Origin of the sequence: Desulfosarcina alkanivorans (assembly GCF_009688945.1) — a bacterium.
In the GTDB taxonomy this organism is placed as follows: domain Bacteria; phylum Desulfobacterota; class Desulfobacteria; order Desulfobacterales; family Desulfosarcinaceae; genus Desulfosarcina; species Desulfosarcina alkanivorans.
This window is the reverse complement of the sequence record NZ_AP021874.1, coordinates 3,641,561-3,659,069: the sequence shown is the minus strand read 5'-3', so window position 1 is coordinate 3,659,069 and position 17,509 is coordinate 3,641,561. Positions and strand designations below refer to the sequence as shown.

The following is a 17,509-nucleotide window of genomic DNA, read 5'->3' as shown; positions in this document are numbered from 1 at the left end:
CAGCCCCTATCCTTTATTTTTTTCCACATGGCAGGCATTGCAATCCCGGGCGTCGGGTTTTTCGATGCCCATGTTCTGATGACAGCCGATACACTGCTGATGATAAGCTCCCGCCAAACCAGGCCTGAACGCATCGGCGCCTTCGATGGTCTCGCCGTGGCAGCTGCTGCACGCCGGCGGTTTTTCCGCGGGTGGACTGTGATGGTGGCAGCCCTGGCACAGGGTTCCCGCCTCACTGTGGTAGTAGCCGGCCAGTCGGCTGTTACGGGTTTTATCCACGAGCGCATTGACGATTTTACCATGGGGCAATATCGCCGGTTGGAACCGATCGGACAGCCGGCCGATGGTCACCTTTTCGGGGATCTTGTCGGCAGCAAAGATTTTTGTTTCCACATCCCGTGCCGCCAGCTGGACCATGGCGAACGCCTCGGTTTCATCGGCATTGGCCGGGTTCACGCCGACCGGCAGTGGCGCCATGTGGCAGGCTTTGCAGGACGGATCCTGGCGATTGTTGACCGGTTGGCCGATAAATGCATGGCAACCGGCACATTCGGGTGCTTTCTGTTTTTCCTGGTGGCAGCCGATGCAGCTGGCCTGAGCGGTCACGCTGTGCATGGCCTGGGCCAGCTTGACATGGTCGCCTTCTTTTTTACCGGCGCTGGTATGACAGCTGGCGCAGGACTGCAGGCTGGCGTGGTGACACACCTTGCAGCTGTCGTTGTAAGTTTCGTGGGCACGGTGGTCAAAGGGGACCGGATTCATGGCCGCCGGCCATCCCCCGTCCGGCCGGGGGGCTTCACCTGTCTTGACCAGGACGGCATCCGGCTGGTTGCGCTTCAACCGGGGTATCTCTTTCACCACTTCGATGCCCATCTGGTAATCGGCATCGTGGCAGTCCAGGCACCCGATGGGACCGGCCTTTTTGTTTTTGGCTTGGTTGTCCCGGTGGCAGCCGATGCACTGGAAGTGGGATGCTTCCTTGCGGGCCGGGGTGTTTTCAACCGCCGTCTCCTTATGGCAGTAAGCGCAGGCACCCTCTTCACCCTTGGCATAGACCAGCCGCTTGGCCTGTTTGTCGTAAGTGTGATGGCAGCTCTCGCATTTTTCGTCGTTGGCCTTTACATGACGGTAGTGCAGGGATTTGTCGAAGGCGAGGTCCTTCCAGGTGGAGGCGACGGCCGGGTTCTCCTGGTGGCAGCCCCCGCAGGTCTGGGGGCCGCTCTTGCGGTCGGGGCCGGCCAGTTCACGATGACAGGCAATGCAGTTGACATGATAGGTGTCGGTAACCGTCTGCCGGTCCGTGTCGGCCAGCCGCTGGTACTTGGGCGACAGGCGCCCTTTCTCATCGGCCATGTGACAGGCGCTGCAGTCCCGGCTGATCTTGGCCAGGGCTTCGGTGTGTCGACTGTGGAAAAACGCCACCGGCGGCCGTTCCAGGGGACCCATGGATCTCATGGCATCGATGATGATGAGATCCGCACCGGTTTCAATCGGCCTGTCAACGGGGGAATCGACGTTGACGGCCCCTGCGGCAAGCAGAAAAATAACGGCCATGGCCAGCAGCATGCCACCTGTTTTCAAATGAACTGTTCCTTTCCGCATCGTTGACATCCTTAGGGTATGCAGTTTGCCGATTCGGACGGGACGTCCGCCCTCATGGTTCACCCTGCCGCCCGGTATCCCGTTCCCGGTCGATCAGGTCCTGAAAAGAAGTTCGATCATATATGCTGAAGGCCGCCTGCTTCACCCGGATCCACAGGGATGAAAAGGCACAGCGGCCATCGAACGGGCAGCTGGTCTTGGACACACAGGCAATACAGTCGGTGGGCGACGGCTCCCGGTCAAGAAACCGCAGTACATCTCCCACCGATACCTGTCCGGGCGGCTTGACCAGAAAATAACCGCCGGTAAAGCCGCGTTTGGAATCGACGATGCCACTGGCCTTGAGTTGATTGAGGATGACTTCCAGGAATCGAAGGGGAATGGACTGGGCCGCGGCAATGTCTGAAATTTTCACCGGTCCCTGGTTCATGTGTTTGGCCAGTTCGAAAATGGCGCGCAGGGCGTACTGGTTTTTTTTGGTGGGGGCCAGCATTCAGGTCTTTCCTGACTATTATTGTCAGCATATTTCTTGACTTAATAAATCAAGTAGTATTCCGACTTTAATAGTCGGGATTGGCCTTGAATGTCAATTATTTTTTCATTTTTTTTCAAAAATAGTTTTTAGTACATGATTACAATGGTTTAAAAATCATCGTGGGTGGGATCGCGCTGGCAGGTTTCACCTGTTAAATGGGGTAAATACCCAAAAAAGTCGCATTCAAGCATTGCAATTTTTGGCAAAGTGATTATATTTGCCGCCGTCTCAGAAACCTAAAAAACCATCATTTTACACGGGCGATGCCCGCATCCATCGCCGGCCCCATGCGAGGGACGGCCAACGAATCAGGAACAGAATCAACCATGCTGATAACCCAAAAAAAACAATATGCCCTGCGCGCCATTTTCGAACTGGCCAAACAGCAGGGGGAGGAACCGGTGAAGACATCCATCATCGCAGAGGCGCAGGCCATTCCGCTGCGTTTTCTGGAGGTGATCATGGGGCAGATGAAGCGGGCGGGTGTGGTGGCTTCCAAGCGGGGTTTTTTCGGCGGCTACACGCTGGTCGATCCACCGGAACAGATTCGCGTGGGTGACATCTTCCGGGCCCTGGACAAAGTGGAAAAGGCGGAGGTGTGCATGTCCTGTGCATCCAAGGGAAACTGTCCTTTTCTGGGCAATTGCGTATTCATGGGGTTATGGGATCAGGCCCAGCTTGCCGTGAATTCGGTATACGATCAGATGACGATTCAGGCTTTGATCGATCAGGAAAACATGATGACCGGCACGGAAAATTGATGCATAGCAGGTCAGGATGGCGATACCCGCTTTCCCTGCACCGCCACCACGGCAGTACCTCCCCCCATATCCATCCATCAGCGGGGCCGGTCCGGCAGGTTGATGGTAAAACAGGACCCCTTGCCGGGCTGCGAGTCGACATCGATGGTCCCCTTGTGGCGGTGGACGATGGTCCGGGTGAGCATGAGGCCGATGCCCGTACCCCGTTCGCCTTTCGTTGTGAAAAATCGCTGGAACAGCCGCGCTTTCGTTGGTTCATCCATTCCGCAGCATGTATCCGCCACCCGGTAACGGACTCCCCCGCTTTCCGCTGCACTCACCGACACGGTGATGCGCTGTTCCCCGTCAGCCGGTTCTGTATCCAGCACGGCGTCGATGGCATTGGTGACCAGGTTCAACAGACACTGATGGATGCCCGCGGGATCCATTTGAATCGGCGCCAGTCCGGTCTCCACCTCGAGAACGAAATCCATCCCGTGCGCTTCAGCCCGGGACCGCATCAGATCGAAGACTTCACGGGCGGGCTGGCCGGGGTCAACCGGCCGGTACGCCATACGGTCGGTTTTAGCAAAATTCAACAGATCAAGGGACAGGGTCTTGATCCGGTCCACATTTCCCCGCACGAGTTTCCATCCCTGCTGCAGATAGGCGGTGTCTTCCAGTTCGATGCCTTTTTCCAGGACAAACATCCCGCCGTCCAGTCCACCGGCGATATTCTTAATGGTGTGGGAGAGCCCCGCCACCGTCTCCCCCACCGCGGCCAGGCGTTCGGCCTCGATAAGCTGGCGGGATTTTTCTTCCACCAGGTGCTCCAGATTCTGCGTGTAGGCGTTTAGCTGCCGGCGCATGTCGATGCGTTCCCCGGCGCGTTGCAGGGCGACGGTCAGCGCCACTTCGGAGATGGGTTTGGTGATGAAATCCGTGGCCTGGAATTTGAGGCTCTCGATGGCCAGATCCATGTCGCCGTGGCCGGTCAGCATGATGACTTCGGTGTCCGGATATCGGTCCTTGACGGCCTTGAGCAGTTCGATGCCATTCATGCCCGGCATCTTGATGTCGGTGAGGATGATGGCCGGCCGGACCGTTTCGATGATCGTCAATGCGGCCGCCGCATTTTCGGCCCCATGAACGGTGTACCCCAGATCGGCCAGGGAAATACCCAGGACCTTGCGGATGCCCGCCTCGTCGTCGACCAGGAGGATGTCGTCGGTCATGACGTCGCTTTCACGATGGGAAACTGCAGATTGAAGCAGGCGCCGCCCCCCGGGTTTTCGGTGACATCGATTTTGCCGCCGCACTCCTTGACGATGCTGTAGCTGATGGACAGCCCCAGTCCGGTTCCTTTGCCCACTTTCTTGGTGGTGAAAAAAGGCTCGAAAATTTTGCTCCTGATCGGTGCCGGGACACCGGCGCCCGTGTCACCCACCGACAAGGTGACCGTCCGGGTGTTGCGTGCCGTAACCAGGGTGATGGTCCGGGGGGGCGCGCCGTCCGCCGTCCGGTCCGATCGTTCCTCGATGGCGTCGCGCGCATTGATCAGCAGATTGATGATCACCTGTTCAAGCCGGCTGGGATTGCCCATGACCGGCGGCAGGTCGGGATCCGTCTGCCATTGGACCTCGATGCCGCGCACTTTGAGCTGCTGGCTGAAGATTTCGAAGGCCCGTTCCAGCACCTCGTTGAGGAAAACCGGTTCCAGATTGGGATCGGACTTTCTGCCGAACTGGCGCATGTGGTTAATGATCTTGGTGGCCCGCTCCACGTGACTGTCGATTTCCTCGGACATGGTCATCAGAATCTCATCGCGGATGGGTTCCTTTTTCTTCAGTTTGCGCATGAAGAAACTGCTGGCGGTCTTGATGACCGACAGGGGCTGGTTCAATTCGTGGGCGACACCGGTGGCCATTTCGCCGAGGGTGGCCATCTTGCTGGCCTGGATCAGCTGCTGTTCCGCCTCCAGCCGCTTGGTGACATCGCTGATGGTCACCAGCAGCACCCGGTGGCCGGTGTATTCAGACGGGGAGATGCGGATATCCACATAAAGCTGCCGGTCATCGCTGCCCACATGGCGGACCTGGTTCAACACCGCCGTGGTGGCCATTCGAAAAGCGATGGTTTCGCGCTCGTCGGGTTCGAAAAGATCCAGGAAACAGGTGCCGATCAGGCTTTCCCGTTCGATGCCGTACACGGCCCGGACGCTCTTGTTGCAGTCCAGAATCTGCAGGCTTCGGATCTCCAGAACGAACACCGGGTTGGGGATGTTGTTGAAAATGGCGTGGTATTTCTTTTCGGACAGCTCCAGTTTTTCTTCCAATTGCTTGCGCTCGGAAATGTCCAGGTTCATCTCCATGGCGGCCACAATTTCGCCGGACTCGTCCCGGATGGGCGTGGTGCGAACGATCCAGTGCTTGACGCTGCCGTCCTTGTCCACACCGGTTTCTTCGCTGTAGTGGGACTGGCCGTCCGCAAAGGTGGCCTCCACCGGGCAGTCCACGCATTTTTCCGTTCGTCCCTTGTAGGCGCGATAGCAGTAGTCGCCGGGCTTGGGGGCGAACTTGTCGGCAAACTCCCGATTGTAGCCGATGAGGCGGTAGTCCCGATCCTGGACGGTGATCACGCAGGGCACCATTTCGAACAGGTTCTGGAACTGGTCGCGCTGTTTGTTGAGTTCGCTCTGCTTGCCGTTGATGGCCCTGCCCATCTGCCGAATGGCCTTGGCCAGCTGCCCCATCTCATCGGCCTGGTCGACTTCCACCGGCGCCGCGTAATCGCCCTTTTCAATTCGCCGGGTCCCGTCGATCAGTTTCTTGATGGGATATTTCACGAAACGATAAATAAACAGGAAGATCATGGCCGATGTGGCCAGAAAAATGAAAACGGCCAGGGCGGCCAGGTTTCTTTCGTAACGGGCCAGTTCGCGGTCCGCTTCTTCCAGCGATACCACCAGGTCGATGGCGCCCAGTACCTTTTTGTCCGGCGGGTGAACGTGGCAGGCGTCGGTCGAACAGCCCGGTTCGTTGTATACCGGACTGATGACCCCCATGAGCCGGTAGCCGTTCTCGGACCGAAAGGTGCGGACCGTTTCGGCCTGGGCCACCTGGGCCACCGGCGGGTCGCTGCGGTGGCAGATGTAGCAGGCCTCGTCCTTGATGTTGGTGACCGTGTCAATTTCGTCGTCCCGATTGGAGAACTTGATCTCCCCCTGCTTGTTGTAGATGCGAATCGTGACGATATCGTGCTGCTTGGCGATGTTGGTGATGATCTGCCTGATGTCGTCCCTGGAGTTGAGCATCATGGCATAATGGGTGCCCTGGCGGATGGTGCTGCTCAGCCGCTGGGTGCCGGCGGTGATGTTGGCCACCATTTTCTGCTGCATGTATCTGAAATTGAAGAACCCCCAGACGGCGAGGGACAGCAGCAGAATCAAGCCGACGCTGGTCAGGAGTTTGGACAGCAGGCTTTTGTGAATGATGGCTTTCAGTGACCGCATGGATTACTTTCGCTGGTGGGTTTGTCGGGGCACAGGCCGTTGCCGGACTGGTGGAAACGATAACTGAAAAGCTGCCACGGGTCAACTCGGGGAGAACACAACCAAAATGCGGCCCGTTGCATGCAGGGTAATCGAGCTCACGCAAAATAAATTCATTCATTCACATACTGTATGAAATTCATCTTTTATTCTTGACATTAATCAATGTTTTTCTCTATTGTTTTTTGGCGGTCTCGCCTGTCTCCCCCCCGAGGCGGCCGCCGGACGCTTTCAACCGGTTTCCCCCGAAACCACGATTTCCGGAAACGCCCTGGAACACGCGGCGCCTGGATACAGCAGTTACCAAGCGACGATGTTGCCCTTCTGTATTCTTAACCTACGGCAAAAGGAGGCCACATGACCAATCCCTACGAAGCGGCATTTGAACAGTCCATCAACGATCCGGACGGATTCTGGGCCAAGGCGGCAGAAGACTGCCACTGGTACAAGCGCTGGGACAAGGTGCTCGACGACAGCAACAAGCCTTTTTACCGCTGGTTCACCGGCGGCGAAATCAACACCTGCTACAATGCCCTGGACTATCACATCGATCAGGGACGGGGGAATCAACTGGCACTGATCTATGACAGTCCGGTTACGGACACCATCAAGAAGTACACCTACAACGAGCTTCGTGACGAGGTGGCCGCCTTCGCCGGCGTTCTCAAGGCCCAGGGGGTGGAAAAGGGCGACCGGGTGCTGATCTACATGCCCATGATCGCCGAAGCGGCCATTGCCATGCTGGCCTGTGCACGCATCGGCGCGGTTCACTCGGTGGTGTTCGGCGGGTTTGCCGCCAAGGAACTGGCCACGCGCATCAACGATGCCAAGCCCAAGGTGATCGTGTCGGCCTCCTGCGGCATCGAAGTGAAGAAGGTGATCGCCTACAAGCCCCTTCTGGATGCGGCCATCGATATGAGCGACAGCAAACCGGATTCGTGCGTGATCTTTCAGCGCCCCATGGAGAAGGCCCCCATGATCGACGGCCGTGATGTGGACTGGGAGGCTGCCATGGCCGGTGCCACCCCGGCGGACTGCGTACCGGTGGCAGCCACGGATCCGCTCTACATTCTCTACACCTCGGGCACCACGGGCCAACCCAAGGGCGTGGTACGAGACAACGGCGGCCATGTGGTGGCCCTGAAATGGAGCATGAAGAACATCTACAACGTGGATACCGGTGATGTCTACTGGGCGGCATCGGATGTCGGCTGGGTGGTGGGCCACAGCTACATCGTCTATGGCCCCCTGTTCAAGGGCTGCACCACGATCCTCTTCGAGGGCAAGCCCGTCGGCACGCCGGATGCCGGGGTTTTCTGGCGGGTGATCGCCGACCACAAGGTCAGGGCCATGTTCACTGCCCCCACCGCCTTCAGGGCCATCAAGCGCGAAGACCCCAATGCCGAACTGATGAAGCAGTATGACCTGTCCAACTTCAAGGCCCTGTATCTGGCCGGCGAGCGTCTCGATCCCAACACGCTGCACTGGGCCGAAGAAGCCTTGAAGGTGCCGGTGGTGGACCACTGGTGGCAGACGGAAACGGGCTGGGCCATCTGCGCCAACTGCCTGGGTCTGCATGAGTTTCCAGTCAAAGAGGGATCCCCCACCAAACCGGCGCCGGGCTGGAATCTGCAGGCAGTGGACGCCGACAACAAACAGGTCGCCCCGGGTGAAATCGGCGCCCTGGTCGTGAAGCTGCCCCTGCCGCCGGGTACGCTGCCGACCCTGTGGCAGAACGACGACCGCTACGTGGAATCCTATCTGGAGGAATTTCCCGGTTACTACAAGACGGCCGATGCGGGCTTCATCGATGCCGAGGGTTACGCCTTCGTGATGAGCCGCACGGATGACATCATTAACGTGGCCGGGCACCGGCTCTCCACGGGCGCCATGGAGGAGGTCCTCTCCGACCATCCGGACGTGGCCGAGTGCGCGGTGCTGGGCGTGGATGACAGCCTCAAGGGCCAGGTGCCGGTTGGCTTTGTGGTCCTCAAGGCCGGGGTCACCAAGGCCGAAGACGAGATCATCCAAGAAACCATCCAGATGGTTCGCGAGCGCATCGGCCCGGTGGCGGCCTTCAAGACAGCCACGGTGGTCAAACGGCTGCCCAAGACGCGTTCGGGCAAAATCCTGCGGGGAACGATCCAGAAGATCGCCGACAACAAGGATTACAACGTGCCGGCCACCATCGACGACCCGACCATCCTCGGAGAGATGGAAGCGGCGCTCAAGGGCATCGGGTATGCCGGGGCCAGAAAGGCCTGAACCCGCAGCAGGACCACTGTCTGAGGTATAGAATAAACGATGCCGGGTCTTCGGAAACAGGAAGCCCCGGCATTTTTTTGGCGAGTCATCATTTGGGTGTATCAGGGGCCGATGCCATGGCTCGGGCCATCTGCCGGCATTTTGCTTTTTTCAGGCGTACGCCCTCTGATCAGATGGCGACCACCTGGTCCCGGCCCTGGCTTTTGGCCCGGTAAAGGGCTTTGTCGGCCAGTTCCACCAGCTGTTTACCGGTGGTCTCACCGCCGTTCGGCCGGGCGGCGACGCCGACGCTGGTGGTGATGCGAAGAACCAGCCCCTCGTAGGTGAATTCATGGGCTTTTACCCGCTCCCTGAACCGCTCGCACAGTAACACGGCCTTTTCCAACGTCGTGTCCGGCAGGATCACGGTAAACTCCTCGCCGCCAAAACGGCAACCGACATCGTATTTGCGTATGCTGCTGTCCAGCAGCCGCCCGAATTCCCGGAGCACCCGGTCTCCGCAAAGATGGCCGTGGGTGTCGTTGACCTGTTTGAAATGGTCCAGGTCGATCATGCACAGGGCCAGTCCGTGGCCGTAGCGCTCGGCCCCGGAGATTTCCCGTTCCAGCGCTTCCTGGAAATAGCGACGGTTGAACATGCCGGTCAGTTCATCGCGAACGGACATCTCTGCCAGCTTTTCCTGGGCCATGCGCATCTCCCGCTTCAACCCGGCTTTTTCCAGGGCATTGGAGATGATGCGCAGCAGCGCCTTGCCGCTTACATTGGCCTTGGGCAGGTAGTCGTAAGCCCCGGCCTGGATGATCCGGGATGCGATGAGTTCGTCTCCCTGGCCGGTAATGACCACCACCGGTGTCTCCACCCCTTTGCTGTTGATGGCCTCGAGGAAATCCAGGCCGGTGCCGTCGGGGAGCATGTAATCCAGAAAAATGAGATCGAAGCGGTCCTTTTCCAGCCGTTCGAAGGCGTCTTCGATGGACTTTGTCCGGGTCAGTTTCAACTGCCGGTGATCCTGAAGGATGCGTTTGACCTTGGCGAAATCCCTGTCCTTGTCCTCGACGGAGAGGATCGACACCTTCTGGTCCAGATTGAGAATGGTTTTTCCACCGGCGTAAGTCCGGGGTTCGTCGTGGCGAAGGGTCTGGATTTTTTTTACGATGCTGGAGATACGGTTGGCCGCCTCGACGATTTTTTCGACCCGGGCGGCCAGATGCTCGGGAATATCGCCGTCCATTTCCATCAATTGAACGTTTCCCATCAGGACCATCAGCGGCTGGTTCAGTTCGTGGGCCGTGGCACCGGCCATCTGCAAGAGGACCTTGAGGCGTTCCTCTTCAATGACCGATTCCTGCTGTTCCCTTATCTGCCGGTTGACCGCTTCCAACTCCCTGACGGTCTGGCTCAGCTCCGAATTGCTCTGCTGGAGTTCCTTGCGCTGCCGGAACAATTCGACGAAGACGTTAACCTTGCTTCTCAGGATCAGTGGATCCAGCGGTTTGAACAGGTAATCCACCGCGCCTTTTTCATAACCGGTGAAGACGTGGGTCTCTTCCTTGCTGATGGCCGTGAGGAAGATGATGGGGATATGGCGGGTTTTTTCGCTTCCCCGCATCAGTTCCGCCACCTCGAAACCGTCCATGCCCGGCATCTGGACATCCAGAAGGATCAGGGCGAAGGTGTGCTCCAGGACCAGACCCAGGGCCTCGTTGCCTGACGTGGCGGTGATAATGGACAGGTCCGGCCGGTCGAGGACCCCTTCGATGGCCAGCAGGTTTTCGGGCCTGTCGTCCACGACCAGAATTTCTATGAGTTCATCGGTTGGCATAAATTGCGTCCGGCGGATGTTTGGGTGGAAGGTCGGCAGTGGCTTTTTAAAGCCAGCTATTTCAGTGTCTGGACAGGCACTCCCTGGCGACAGGTTTCCGAGCGGCCTATTGGGGGTCAAGCCATATTCTCAGCATGGACGTCAATTTGTCCAGATTCACCGGTTTGGCCAGGTAGTCGTCGGCCCCGGCCGCGATGCATTTGGACCGGTCCCCTTTCATGGCTTTGGCCGTCAGGGCGATAATGGGAAGGGTCCGGAAGCGCTTCCGGTTTCGAATCTCACGTATGGCCCGGTATCCGTCCACTTCGGCTATCATCACATCCATGAGAATGAGATCAATGTCTGGAAAACCGTCCAGTTTGTCAAGACTTTCCTTTCCGGTCTTGCCGGTGACGACGGTGGCCCCCTGGTCTTCCAGAACGTTGGAAACGGCAAATACCGTGCGCATATCGTCATCCACAAGGAGCACCTGGCGGCCCTCGAATGCCGGCCGGCGGCGGTCCAGGGCCTGCAGGCGGTCGCGATGAGGGCGGTTCAACGCCTCGGGCGGCAGGTGAAGCCGCAGAACCAGTGCCAGCAGCAATTGGTCGGGTGTTTCGACGGTTTCGAGGTTCACCTGCCCTGCATATTGACCGGCAGCGGTTCGGCAAAAGGGGGGCGGGGGGCCATCGGAGAAGAGGATCACCGGTGTCGGATGATTCCGCATACCGGTTAAAAAACGCTGCGGTTCGGTGGGTTCCATGGCCGCATGCACGATCACCGCCTGCACGCTGTGAACGCCGAGGGCCGCCTGGCATTCGGCAGCGGTGGTCGCCGGGATAATCCTGATCGGCGCCACGCCCACAGCCTCCGTGATCCGGGCGAAATGGTCCGGGGCCGGAGCCAGCGCCAGAACCGTCCGGTCTTTCATTGAACGCAATCGTTCGATCCGGTGAAAGGCGGCCTGCAAACTGCTGACCGTGACCGGCTCGATCACATGGCCTGCCGCCCCGTGAAACGCGGCAGCAAGGCCGTCTTCCCGGGGCGACAGGGTGAAAACGGGCGTGTGCCACGTCCGGGGATTGGCCTTGAGCCGGCGGATCAGGGCCCATCCCCGGGCACCGGGCAACTGCAGGCTGGCAAAAATGGCAGACGGAAGATAATAGTCGGCGAAATGGAGGCCGGTTTGAACCTGCTCGGCGACCAGCACCGGGTAGTCGTTGCGGTGGGCAAACGCCTTGATGGGCTCGGTCGTTCCGGAGGTTGCGTCGATGATCAGAATGCTTTCGTCACCGGGGGACAGCCGCCTGCGATCGTCCGGAACCGGTTCCGGCGCGGCGGACGCCTCGACGCGATCCGACCGGGATCCTCCTTCAATGGGGGGGCGGGGCGCCTGCCTTTTCGTTTCGGTTGGAACCACTGCCGGCGTTTCGTCTATCTGGTCGTTCAGGGGCAGGTGAAGGGTAAAGCGGCTGCCCTGTCCCGCTTCGCTCTCCAGGGTGATCTCACCGCCCAGCAGCCGGGCCAGTTCCCTTGAGATGGACAGGCCCAGCCCCGTCCCCCCGTATTTGCGCCGGGTGGAGCCGTCCACCTGCTGGAAGGCTTCGAACACCATCCGGTGCTTGGCCGCGGGTATGCCGATTCCGGTATCCACGACACTGATATCCAGGCATTTGCTGATCGGCCTGTCTCCGGGATTCCTGCAGACGGAGACGTCGGGATCGACGGCAATCTCCAGGCGGATGGTGCCCGTGGGGGTGAACTTGAAGGCATTGGAAAGAAAATTTTTGATAATCTGTTCGATACGCTTGCGGTCGGTGAACACTTGACCCGGTACGTCCGGTGCCACGTGGGTGGTAAAGGCGACACCGCTTTGTTCGGCCAGGGGGGAAAAGCTTACCTGCATGGCATGGACGATGGACTGAATCCGAACGGCCCGGTGGACGACTTCCATTTTTCCCGATTCCACCTTGGCCAGATCCAGGATTTCGTTGATCAGGTTGAGCAGGTCGTCACCGGCCGAATGGATGGTCTGGGCAAATTGGGATTGCTTGACGGTCAGGGTGTTCTCCTTGTTTTCCATAAGCAGCCGGGAGAGCAGCAGGATGCTGTTGAGCGGTGTTCTGAGCTCATGGGACATGTTGGCCATGAATTCCGTTTTGTAGCGGCTGGTGGCTTCAAGCTGCCGGGCTTTGTCTTCCAGTTCCCGGTGGGCCTTTTCCAGCTCGGTGTTCTGGTTCTCCATATCCCGCTTTTGTTTTTCCAGGATGGCCATGTGCGCTTCCAGGTCGGACGCGTTTTTCACCATCTGTGCGTTGGCCGCCTCCAACTCCAGCTGTTTGAGCTGAAGCTTATGCTCGGACGTGCGAAAGGCCCGGCGCTGGTCCTTGAGTTCTCCGGTTTTTTCCTCCAGCGCCGCCTCCCGTACCTGCAATTTTTCGGCCTGTTTCCGGGTCCGCTCCAGCAGGGCCGCTTCCTGCTGCCCTATCAAGGCGGCGTTGAGGGCCACGGCGATGACATCGGCCGCCGTTTCCAGGAACCGGTACTCCCATCGATGGAACCCTTCCGTTTTTTCCAGCTCCAGCACCCCTTTGACCGTCCCCTGCAACACCAATGGGACGGCGATCAGACGGGCCGTATCCGTTGCGGGAGCCGGCGTCGCCTGCCCGGTTTCCGGGTCCTTTCGCAACGTGACGATGGTGCCTTCCGAGGCCGTCTGGTCCCTGCCTCCATCCTGCGGATAGAAGGTTTGATGGGTTTCGTCCTCCGCATGGCCGGGGAGTCGGCAGATACACGCCAACGTTCCTTTATCGTTGATGAAGAAAAAATCAGCCTGACTCAGATCGAGAAAGCCGAAAAGAAATTCAAGTGTCTTGAGGCACAGTTCTCCGGAATCATGCTCGCCGCTGATCGATTGGTGCAGGCTGGCCAGGCCGGACATGAGCCGCGCCCGGGTATCGTTTTCCGCCCTGGCCGCCCGAAGATGGCGAATCATGTTGTCACATGCGGCCGCCAGTTCGCCGATTTCATTTTTGGCAGTTACATCAAGGCCATGGTCGAGGCGGCCCGCGGCCACCATCAGGGCGGTTCGAGAAAGATCGCGGACAGGGCCGACGATGGACCGTGCCAGGCCCGCGGCCACCACCAGTGCCCCCACCCCCGTCAGGATAAGAAGGGTGGCCACCATGGCCCGAAACCGGTTGCGGGCGCCGAAAGCGGCCTGCCGGTCAACTTCAACGATCAGGGCGTAAGGGGTTTCTCCCAGGCGAACCTCTGCGAAAGTGCCGATGACCGGATGGCCGCCCGGTCCGGCATAGGCAAACGGAGCCGGCGGGACGGACAGGCCTTCCCGCCATCGTCGCGTCTGGTCGGTGTCTACGGTGGCATTCCTGCTGAATTCAGGCTCCCCGCTGGTGCCGGCCTGCCATCGCCCCTGGGCGTCGACCAGATACACCCGGGAGCCGGCCCCATCATCCATGGGCATTTCCAGCATCCGGTCGATGGTGTTGAAAAAGGCCGGGGTGGCGGGTTGAAGGCCCTGGCGGTCCGCGTCGGTCGATCCTTCGTCGAAAAACGCCTGAAGCTGACGGCGCTTCAACTCGGCGATGATTCCGATATCCCGGCGGACTTCCTGGGCCAGGTGGGTGCCGGCCATGTGATCGCTGAAGGCGCCCACGAGGAGCATGGGGATCATGGCAAGGGCGAAAAAACTGAGCAGCAGGGTGCGGCCCAGTCCCCGGCCAAGCACCAGGTCCAGGTTGAAGGGTATCCGCTTTGCTGAAAGGGGGGCTCGCATTTATTCCGGCCCCAGTGTCTGTTGCCAGAAGGAGCGCACCAGATCCCGCAGATGCCTGAATCGACGGCCATCGACCAGGGTGGACCGTTCCTGCAGGTTGAGCCGGTGAGCGACGGCCCTGAAAATCAGATAGGCCTGCCTGAGCCGGTAGGCCGTGACCCCGTCCACGATGCCGGTTTCGGCCAGCGCCTGCAGCAGCCGCACATTGTCCGTCCAGCGGGTGATTTCCGGATGGTTGGACGCGTGCCGCAATACCAGGTATTGGACCAGAAATTCGATGTCGACCATCGCACCGGCATCCTCTTTGATGTCCAACTGGTCCGGTTGGGCTGAAAGCCGGCTTTCACGCATCCGCTCGCGCATGTCCCTGACCGCTGTTTTCAGCGATTCCGTTTCCCGGTGCTGGCAGAGCACCTGTTGCCGAATCGCGGAAAAGGTCTCCTTCAAAACCGCATCCCCGACGATGGGCCGGGCCCGGATCAGGGCCTGATGCTCCCAGGTCCAGGCCTCCTCCATCTGGTAGCGATGGAATCCGTTTACATGGCTGACCAGCAGCCCCGAGGAGCCGTTGGGCCGCAGGCGCATGTCGGTATCGTACAGGGTGCCGGCGGTGGTGTGGGCGGACAGCATATGGACCACCCGCTGGCCCAGCCGGGCAAAAAAATGGGCGTTGTCGATGGGCCGCTTGCCGCCCTCGGTTTCGCCGGGGTCGGCCGCGTGGAGAAAAACGAGATCCAGGTCCGACCCGTATCCCAGTTCGATGCCTCCCAGCTTGCCGTAGCCGATGACGGCAAAGCCCCGCTCGCACGATTGTCCGCCGAGGGTGCAGGACGGGTGCCCGTGCCTGTCCACCAGATAGTTCCACGAGATTTCCACCACCTTGTCCAGAATGGTTTCGGCAATCCAGGAGAGGTGGTCGCTGACCTTCATCAGCGGCAGCACATTGGTGATGTCCGACGCCGCCACCCGAAGGGTGTTGACCTGGCGGAAGATGCACAGGGCCTCTATCTGGTACTCGGGATCATCATCGGGCACCGCGGCCATCTGACGGACCAGTCCGGCATGCAGGGCATCGGGGTCGGGAGGCGCATACAGGGTGCGCGGATCCAGCAATTCGTCCAGCAATACCGGATGGCGGCTCAGGAAGGCGGCGATCCATGGGCTGGCCCCGACCAGCCGGGTCAGATGGGACAGGGCGTTGGGGTATTCGAGGAGCAGGGACAGGTAGCTGGTTCGCTGCTGAATGCGTTTGAGCAGCTGAAGCATCCGGCCCAGCACCGTTTCGGGATCGTCACTTTCGCCAGCCGCTCTCAGTACCCGCGGGATCAGCCGGGCCAGACGGTGTTTTCCCGCGTTGCTCAGGGCCCGGGTGGCCGGTTCGGACTTAAAGGCCTCCAGAAGGGCGGCTGCACCTGCATCCTTGAATCCCGCGCTTTCGAGAATCCGCCGGCGCTCATCGGTCGTTGTCGACAAGGACCAGGCATCGGCCAGGTCCGCTGCCTTGCCGCCGCCGTCCCCATCCGGGGCGGTTGGGGCCTCGGGTTCCAGCAGCCCGTCAAAATGGGACCGAACCCGGTTCCGATGGTCATCCAGGACCCGCCGATAGTCATCCCAGGTCTCGAACCCCAGGGATCGGGCCAGTTGCAGGCGCGGGAGGGGGTCCGATGGCAGCGCATGGGTCTGCTGGTCGCTGTCCTCCTGAAGCCGGTGTTCGGTGTTGCGGAAAAAACGGTAGGCTGCGGTGAGCTGCCGGCAAACCGGCTGGGGTACGAAGCCCTCTCTGGCCAATGTGTCCAGCACCGTCTGGATGGCCGGCTCCTGGAGGGCCGGCAGGACGCCGCCCCGGATCAGCTGGAACATCTGGCCGAAAAATTCGATTTCCCGGATACCGCCGCTGCCCAGCTTGATGTTGTCGTGCAGTTTTTTCCGGCGGACCTCGGCGGTGATTTTGCGTTTCATCTCCCGCAGGGATTCGAACACCCCGAAATCCAGGTATCGTCGGTAGACGAATGGCCGAAGCCGCCGGAGCAGCCCCCGGCCGGCCTCCAGGTCCCCGGCCACCACGGCGGCCTTGATCAGGGCATAGCGCTCCCACTCGCGCCCCTGGTTCTGGTAATAATCTTCCATGTGGTCGAAGCTCATGACCAGGGGGCCGCCGTCGCCATAGGGCCGCAGCCGCGTATCCACCCGAAAGACGAATCCATCGGCGGTGTTTTCGCCGATGGCCTGGATCAGGTGGCGGCACAGCCGGGTAAAAAAGGCCTCGTTGGGCAGGGGGCGTCTGCCGCCCCGGGTTTCGCCGTTGGCCGGAAATGCGAAAATAAGGTCCACATCCGAGGAAAAATTGAGTTCGCCCGCACCCAGCTTGCCCATGCCGAATACCACCAGGCGCTGGACGGTGCCGGCAGCATCTTCGGGTGTGCCGTCGATCATGCACATGCGGTCGAACAACAGCGCCAGGGCCCCGTCGATGGTCGCCGCTGCCAGGGCGGAAAGGGCGGCCATGGTGTCGTCGAGATCGCACAGGCCGGCGATGTCCCTTACGGCGATGCGCACCATCTCGCGACGCCGGAAGGCCCGCAGGGCCGCTTCGAGCGGCGGCAGCAGGCCGCCCGGGGGAACGTCCGGATGGTCTGCTGCCACCGATTCGAGCAAGGGCGCCAGACGGCGGCCCAGGTGAATTTCTTCAACCGGCTTGAACAGGTCGTTGCTGTCGATCAGGCCCAGGGCCATACGGGGGTGCCGAATGCAGCTGGTGGCCACGAACTCACTGAAACCAACGGTGGCCGCCAGGGCTTTGGCACCGGCCGAGGTGGGGGAGAATGCCATCCCGGTGGCCCTGGCTTCGTCGCAGAAGGCGGTCCATCGCTCCTGTTGATAACGATCCAGAATATCGCAGGGGGAGCCAGTCATGATCGTAGACATATCCTTATCTGTAAAATGGAAACACGGTGCCTTGCATGACCGGCGGTCACCGGTTCAAAACATCATGGAAAGGCTTTCGACACGCATGGCGAAGGGTATCAGATTTCAAAAAAAATGCCAAGATCAGTATTTTTTCGATAGGTTACGGAATCTGTCGGGCCTCGGGGATGAACTCTACAAAATTGTAATTTGAAGGCCAAAAATGTTGCAATTATGTAAAAAATTGCCGTGTGAAAAATGGTGTTGCAGCGCAGACGGTTCGGGATATAATTGGATTTTAACGGCTTTGTCCTGG

9 protein-coding genes are annotated in these 17,509 nt (G+C 59.7%); 2 read left to right on the top strand and 7 right to left on the bottom strand.

Translation table 11 applies throughout. The features are described from left to right. Positions 1-6: 6 nt before the first annotated feature. A complete protein-coding gene (gene hmcA / locus DSCA_RS16085) occupies positions 7-1,602 on the bottom strand; it encodes a sulfate respiration complex hexadecaheme cytochrome HmcA (RefSeq protein WP_167527807.1) in 1,596 nt (531 codons plus the stop codon). A 52-nt stretch (positions 1,603-1,654) separates the two neighbouring features. Beyond that, positions 1,655-2,095 (bottom strand): RrF2 family transcriptional regulator, encoded by a 441-nt coding sequence (locus tag DSCA_RS16080; protein ID WP_155317389.1) that lies wholly within the window; start codon positions 2,093-2,095, stop codon positions 1,655-1,657. Between the two features lie 368 nt (positions 2,096-2,463). On the opposite strand from DSCA_RS16080, the gene DSCA_RS16075 reads away from it, so the two are divergent. Next, complete coding sequence (locus DSCA_RS16075) at positions 2,464-2,898, top strand: RrF2 family transcriptional regulator (protein ID WP_167527806.1); 435 nt, start codon at positions 2,464-2,466, stop codon at positions 2,896-2,898. A gap of 77 nt (positions 2,899-2,975) precedes the next feature. Here the strand turns inward: DSCA_RS16075 and DSCA_RS16070 are convergent, their stop codons facing one another. Further along, positions 2,976-4,112, bottom strand: a complete 1,137-nt coding sequence (locus DSCA_RS16070) for a sensor histidine kinase (RefSeq protein ID WP_155317387.1) — start codon at positions 4,110-4,112, stop codon at positions 2,976-2,978. Then, positions 4,109-6,388, bottom strand: a complete 2,280-nt coding sequence (locus tag DSCA_RS16065; RefSeq protein ID WP_155317386.1) for an ATP-binding protein — start codon at positions 6,386-6,388, stop codon at positions 4,109-4,111. Before DSCA_RS16065 ends, DSCA_RS16070 begins: the two co-directional genes overlap by 4 nt. A gap of 396 nt (positions 6,389-6,784) precedes the next feature. Between DSCA_RS16065 and DSCA_RS16060 the strand changes: the two genes are divergently transcribed. Then, positions 6,785-8,692, top strand: coding sequence for a propionyl-CoA synthetase (locus tag DSCA_RS16060; protein ID WP_155317385.1), 1,908 nt, complete (start codon positions 6,785-6,787; stop codon positions 8,690-8,692). A gap of 169 nt (positions 8,693-8,861) precedes the next feature. On the opposite strand, the gene DSCA_RS16055 is transcribed toward DSCA_RS16060, so the two are convergent. From DSCA_RS16055 to glnE, 3 genes are all read right to left on the bottom strand, one after another. Then, positions 8,862-10,514 carry a diguanylate cyclase gene (locus DSCA_RS16055; RefSeq protein WP_155317384.1) on the bottom strand — a complete coding sequence of 551 codons (1,653 nt, stop codon included), beginning with the start codon at positions 10,512-10,514 and terminating at the stop codon, positions 8,862-8,864. Between the two features lie 106 nt (positions 10,515-10,620). Further along, the gene (locus DSCA_RS16050) at positions 10,621-14,289 is read right to left on the bottom strand and encodes a response regulator (RefSeq protein WP_155317383.1); all 3,669 of its coding nucleotides are present in this window, start codon (positions 14,287-14,289) and stop codon (positions 10,621-10,623) included. Beyond that, positions 14,290-17,202, bottom strand: a complete 2,913-nt coding sequence (gene glnE, locus DSCA_RS16045; RefSeq protein ID WP_167527805.1) for a bifunctional [glutamate--ammonia ligase]-adenylyl-L-tyrosine phosphorylase/[glutamate--ammonia-ligase] adenylyltransferase — start codon at positions 17,200-17,202, stop codon at positions 14,290-14,292. Positions 17,203-17,509 lie beyond the last annotated feature (307 nt).

Excerpts from the sequence above, each read along its gene's own strand:
- DSCA_RS16050 (WP_155317383.1), bottom strand. The coding sequence starts at position 14,289 with ATGCGAGCCCCCCTTTCAGCAAAGCGGATACCCTTCAACCTGGACCTG.
- DSCA_RS16080 (WP_155317389.1), bottom strand. The coding sequence starts at position 2,095 with ATGCTGGCCCCCACCAAAAAAAACCAGTACGCCCTGCGCGCCATTTTC.
- glnE (WP_167527805.1), bottom strand. The coding sequence starts at position 17,202 with ATGACTGGCTCCCCCTGCGATATTCTGGATCGTTATCAACAGGAGCGA.
- hmcA (WP_167527807.1), bottom strand. The coding sequence starts at position 1,602 with ATGCGGAAAGGAACAGTTCATTTGAAAACAGGTGGCATGCTGCTGGCC.
- DSCA_RS16075 (WP_167527806.1), top strand. The coding sequence starts at position 2,464 with ATGCTGATAACCCAAAAAAAACAATATGCCCTGCGCGCCATTTTCGAA.
- DSCA_RS16060 (WP_155317385.1), top strand. The coding sequence starts at position 6,785 with ATGACCAATCCCTACGAAGCGGCATTTGAACAGTCCATCAACGATCCG.
- DSCA_RS16070 (WP_155317387.1), bottom strand. The coding sequence starts at position 4,112 with ATGACCGACGACATCCTCCTGGTCGACGACGAGGCGGGCATCCGCAAG.
- DSCA_RS16065 (WP_155317386.1), bottom strand. The coding sequence starts at position 6,388 with ATGCGGTCACTGAAAGCCATCATTCACAAAAGCCTGCTGTCCAAACTC.
- DSCA_RS16055 (WP_155317384.1), bottom strand. The coding sequence starts at position 10,514 with ATGCCAACCGATGAACTCATAGAAATTCTGGTCGTGGACGACAGGCCC.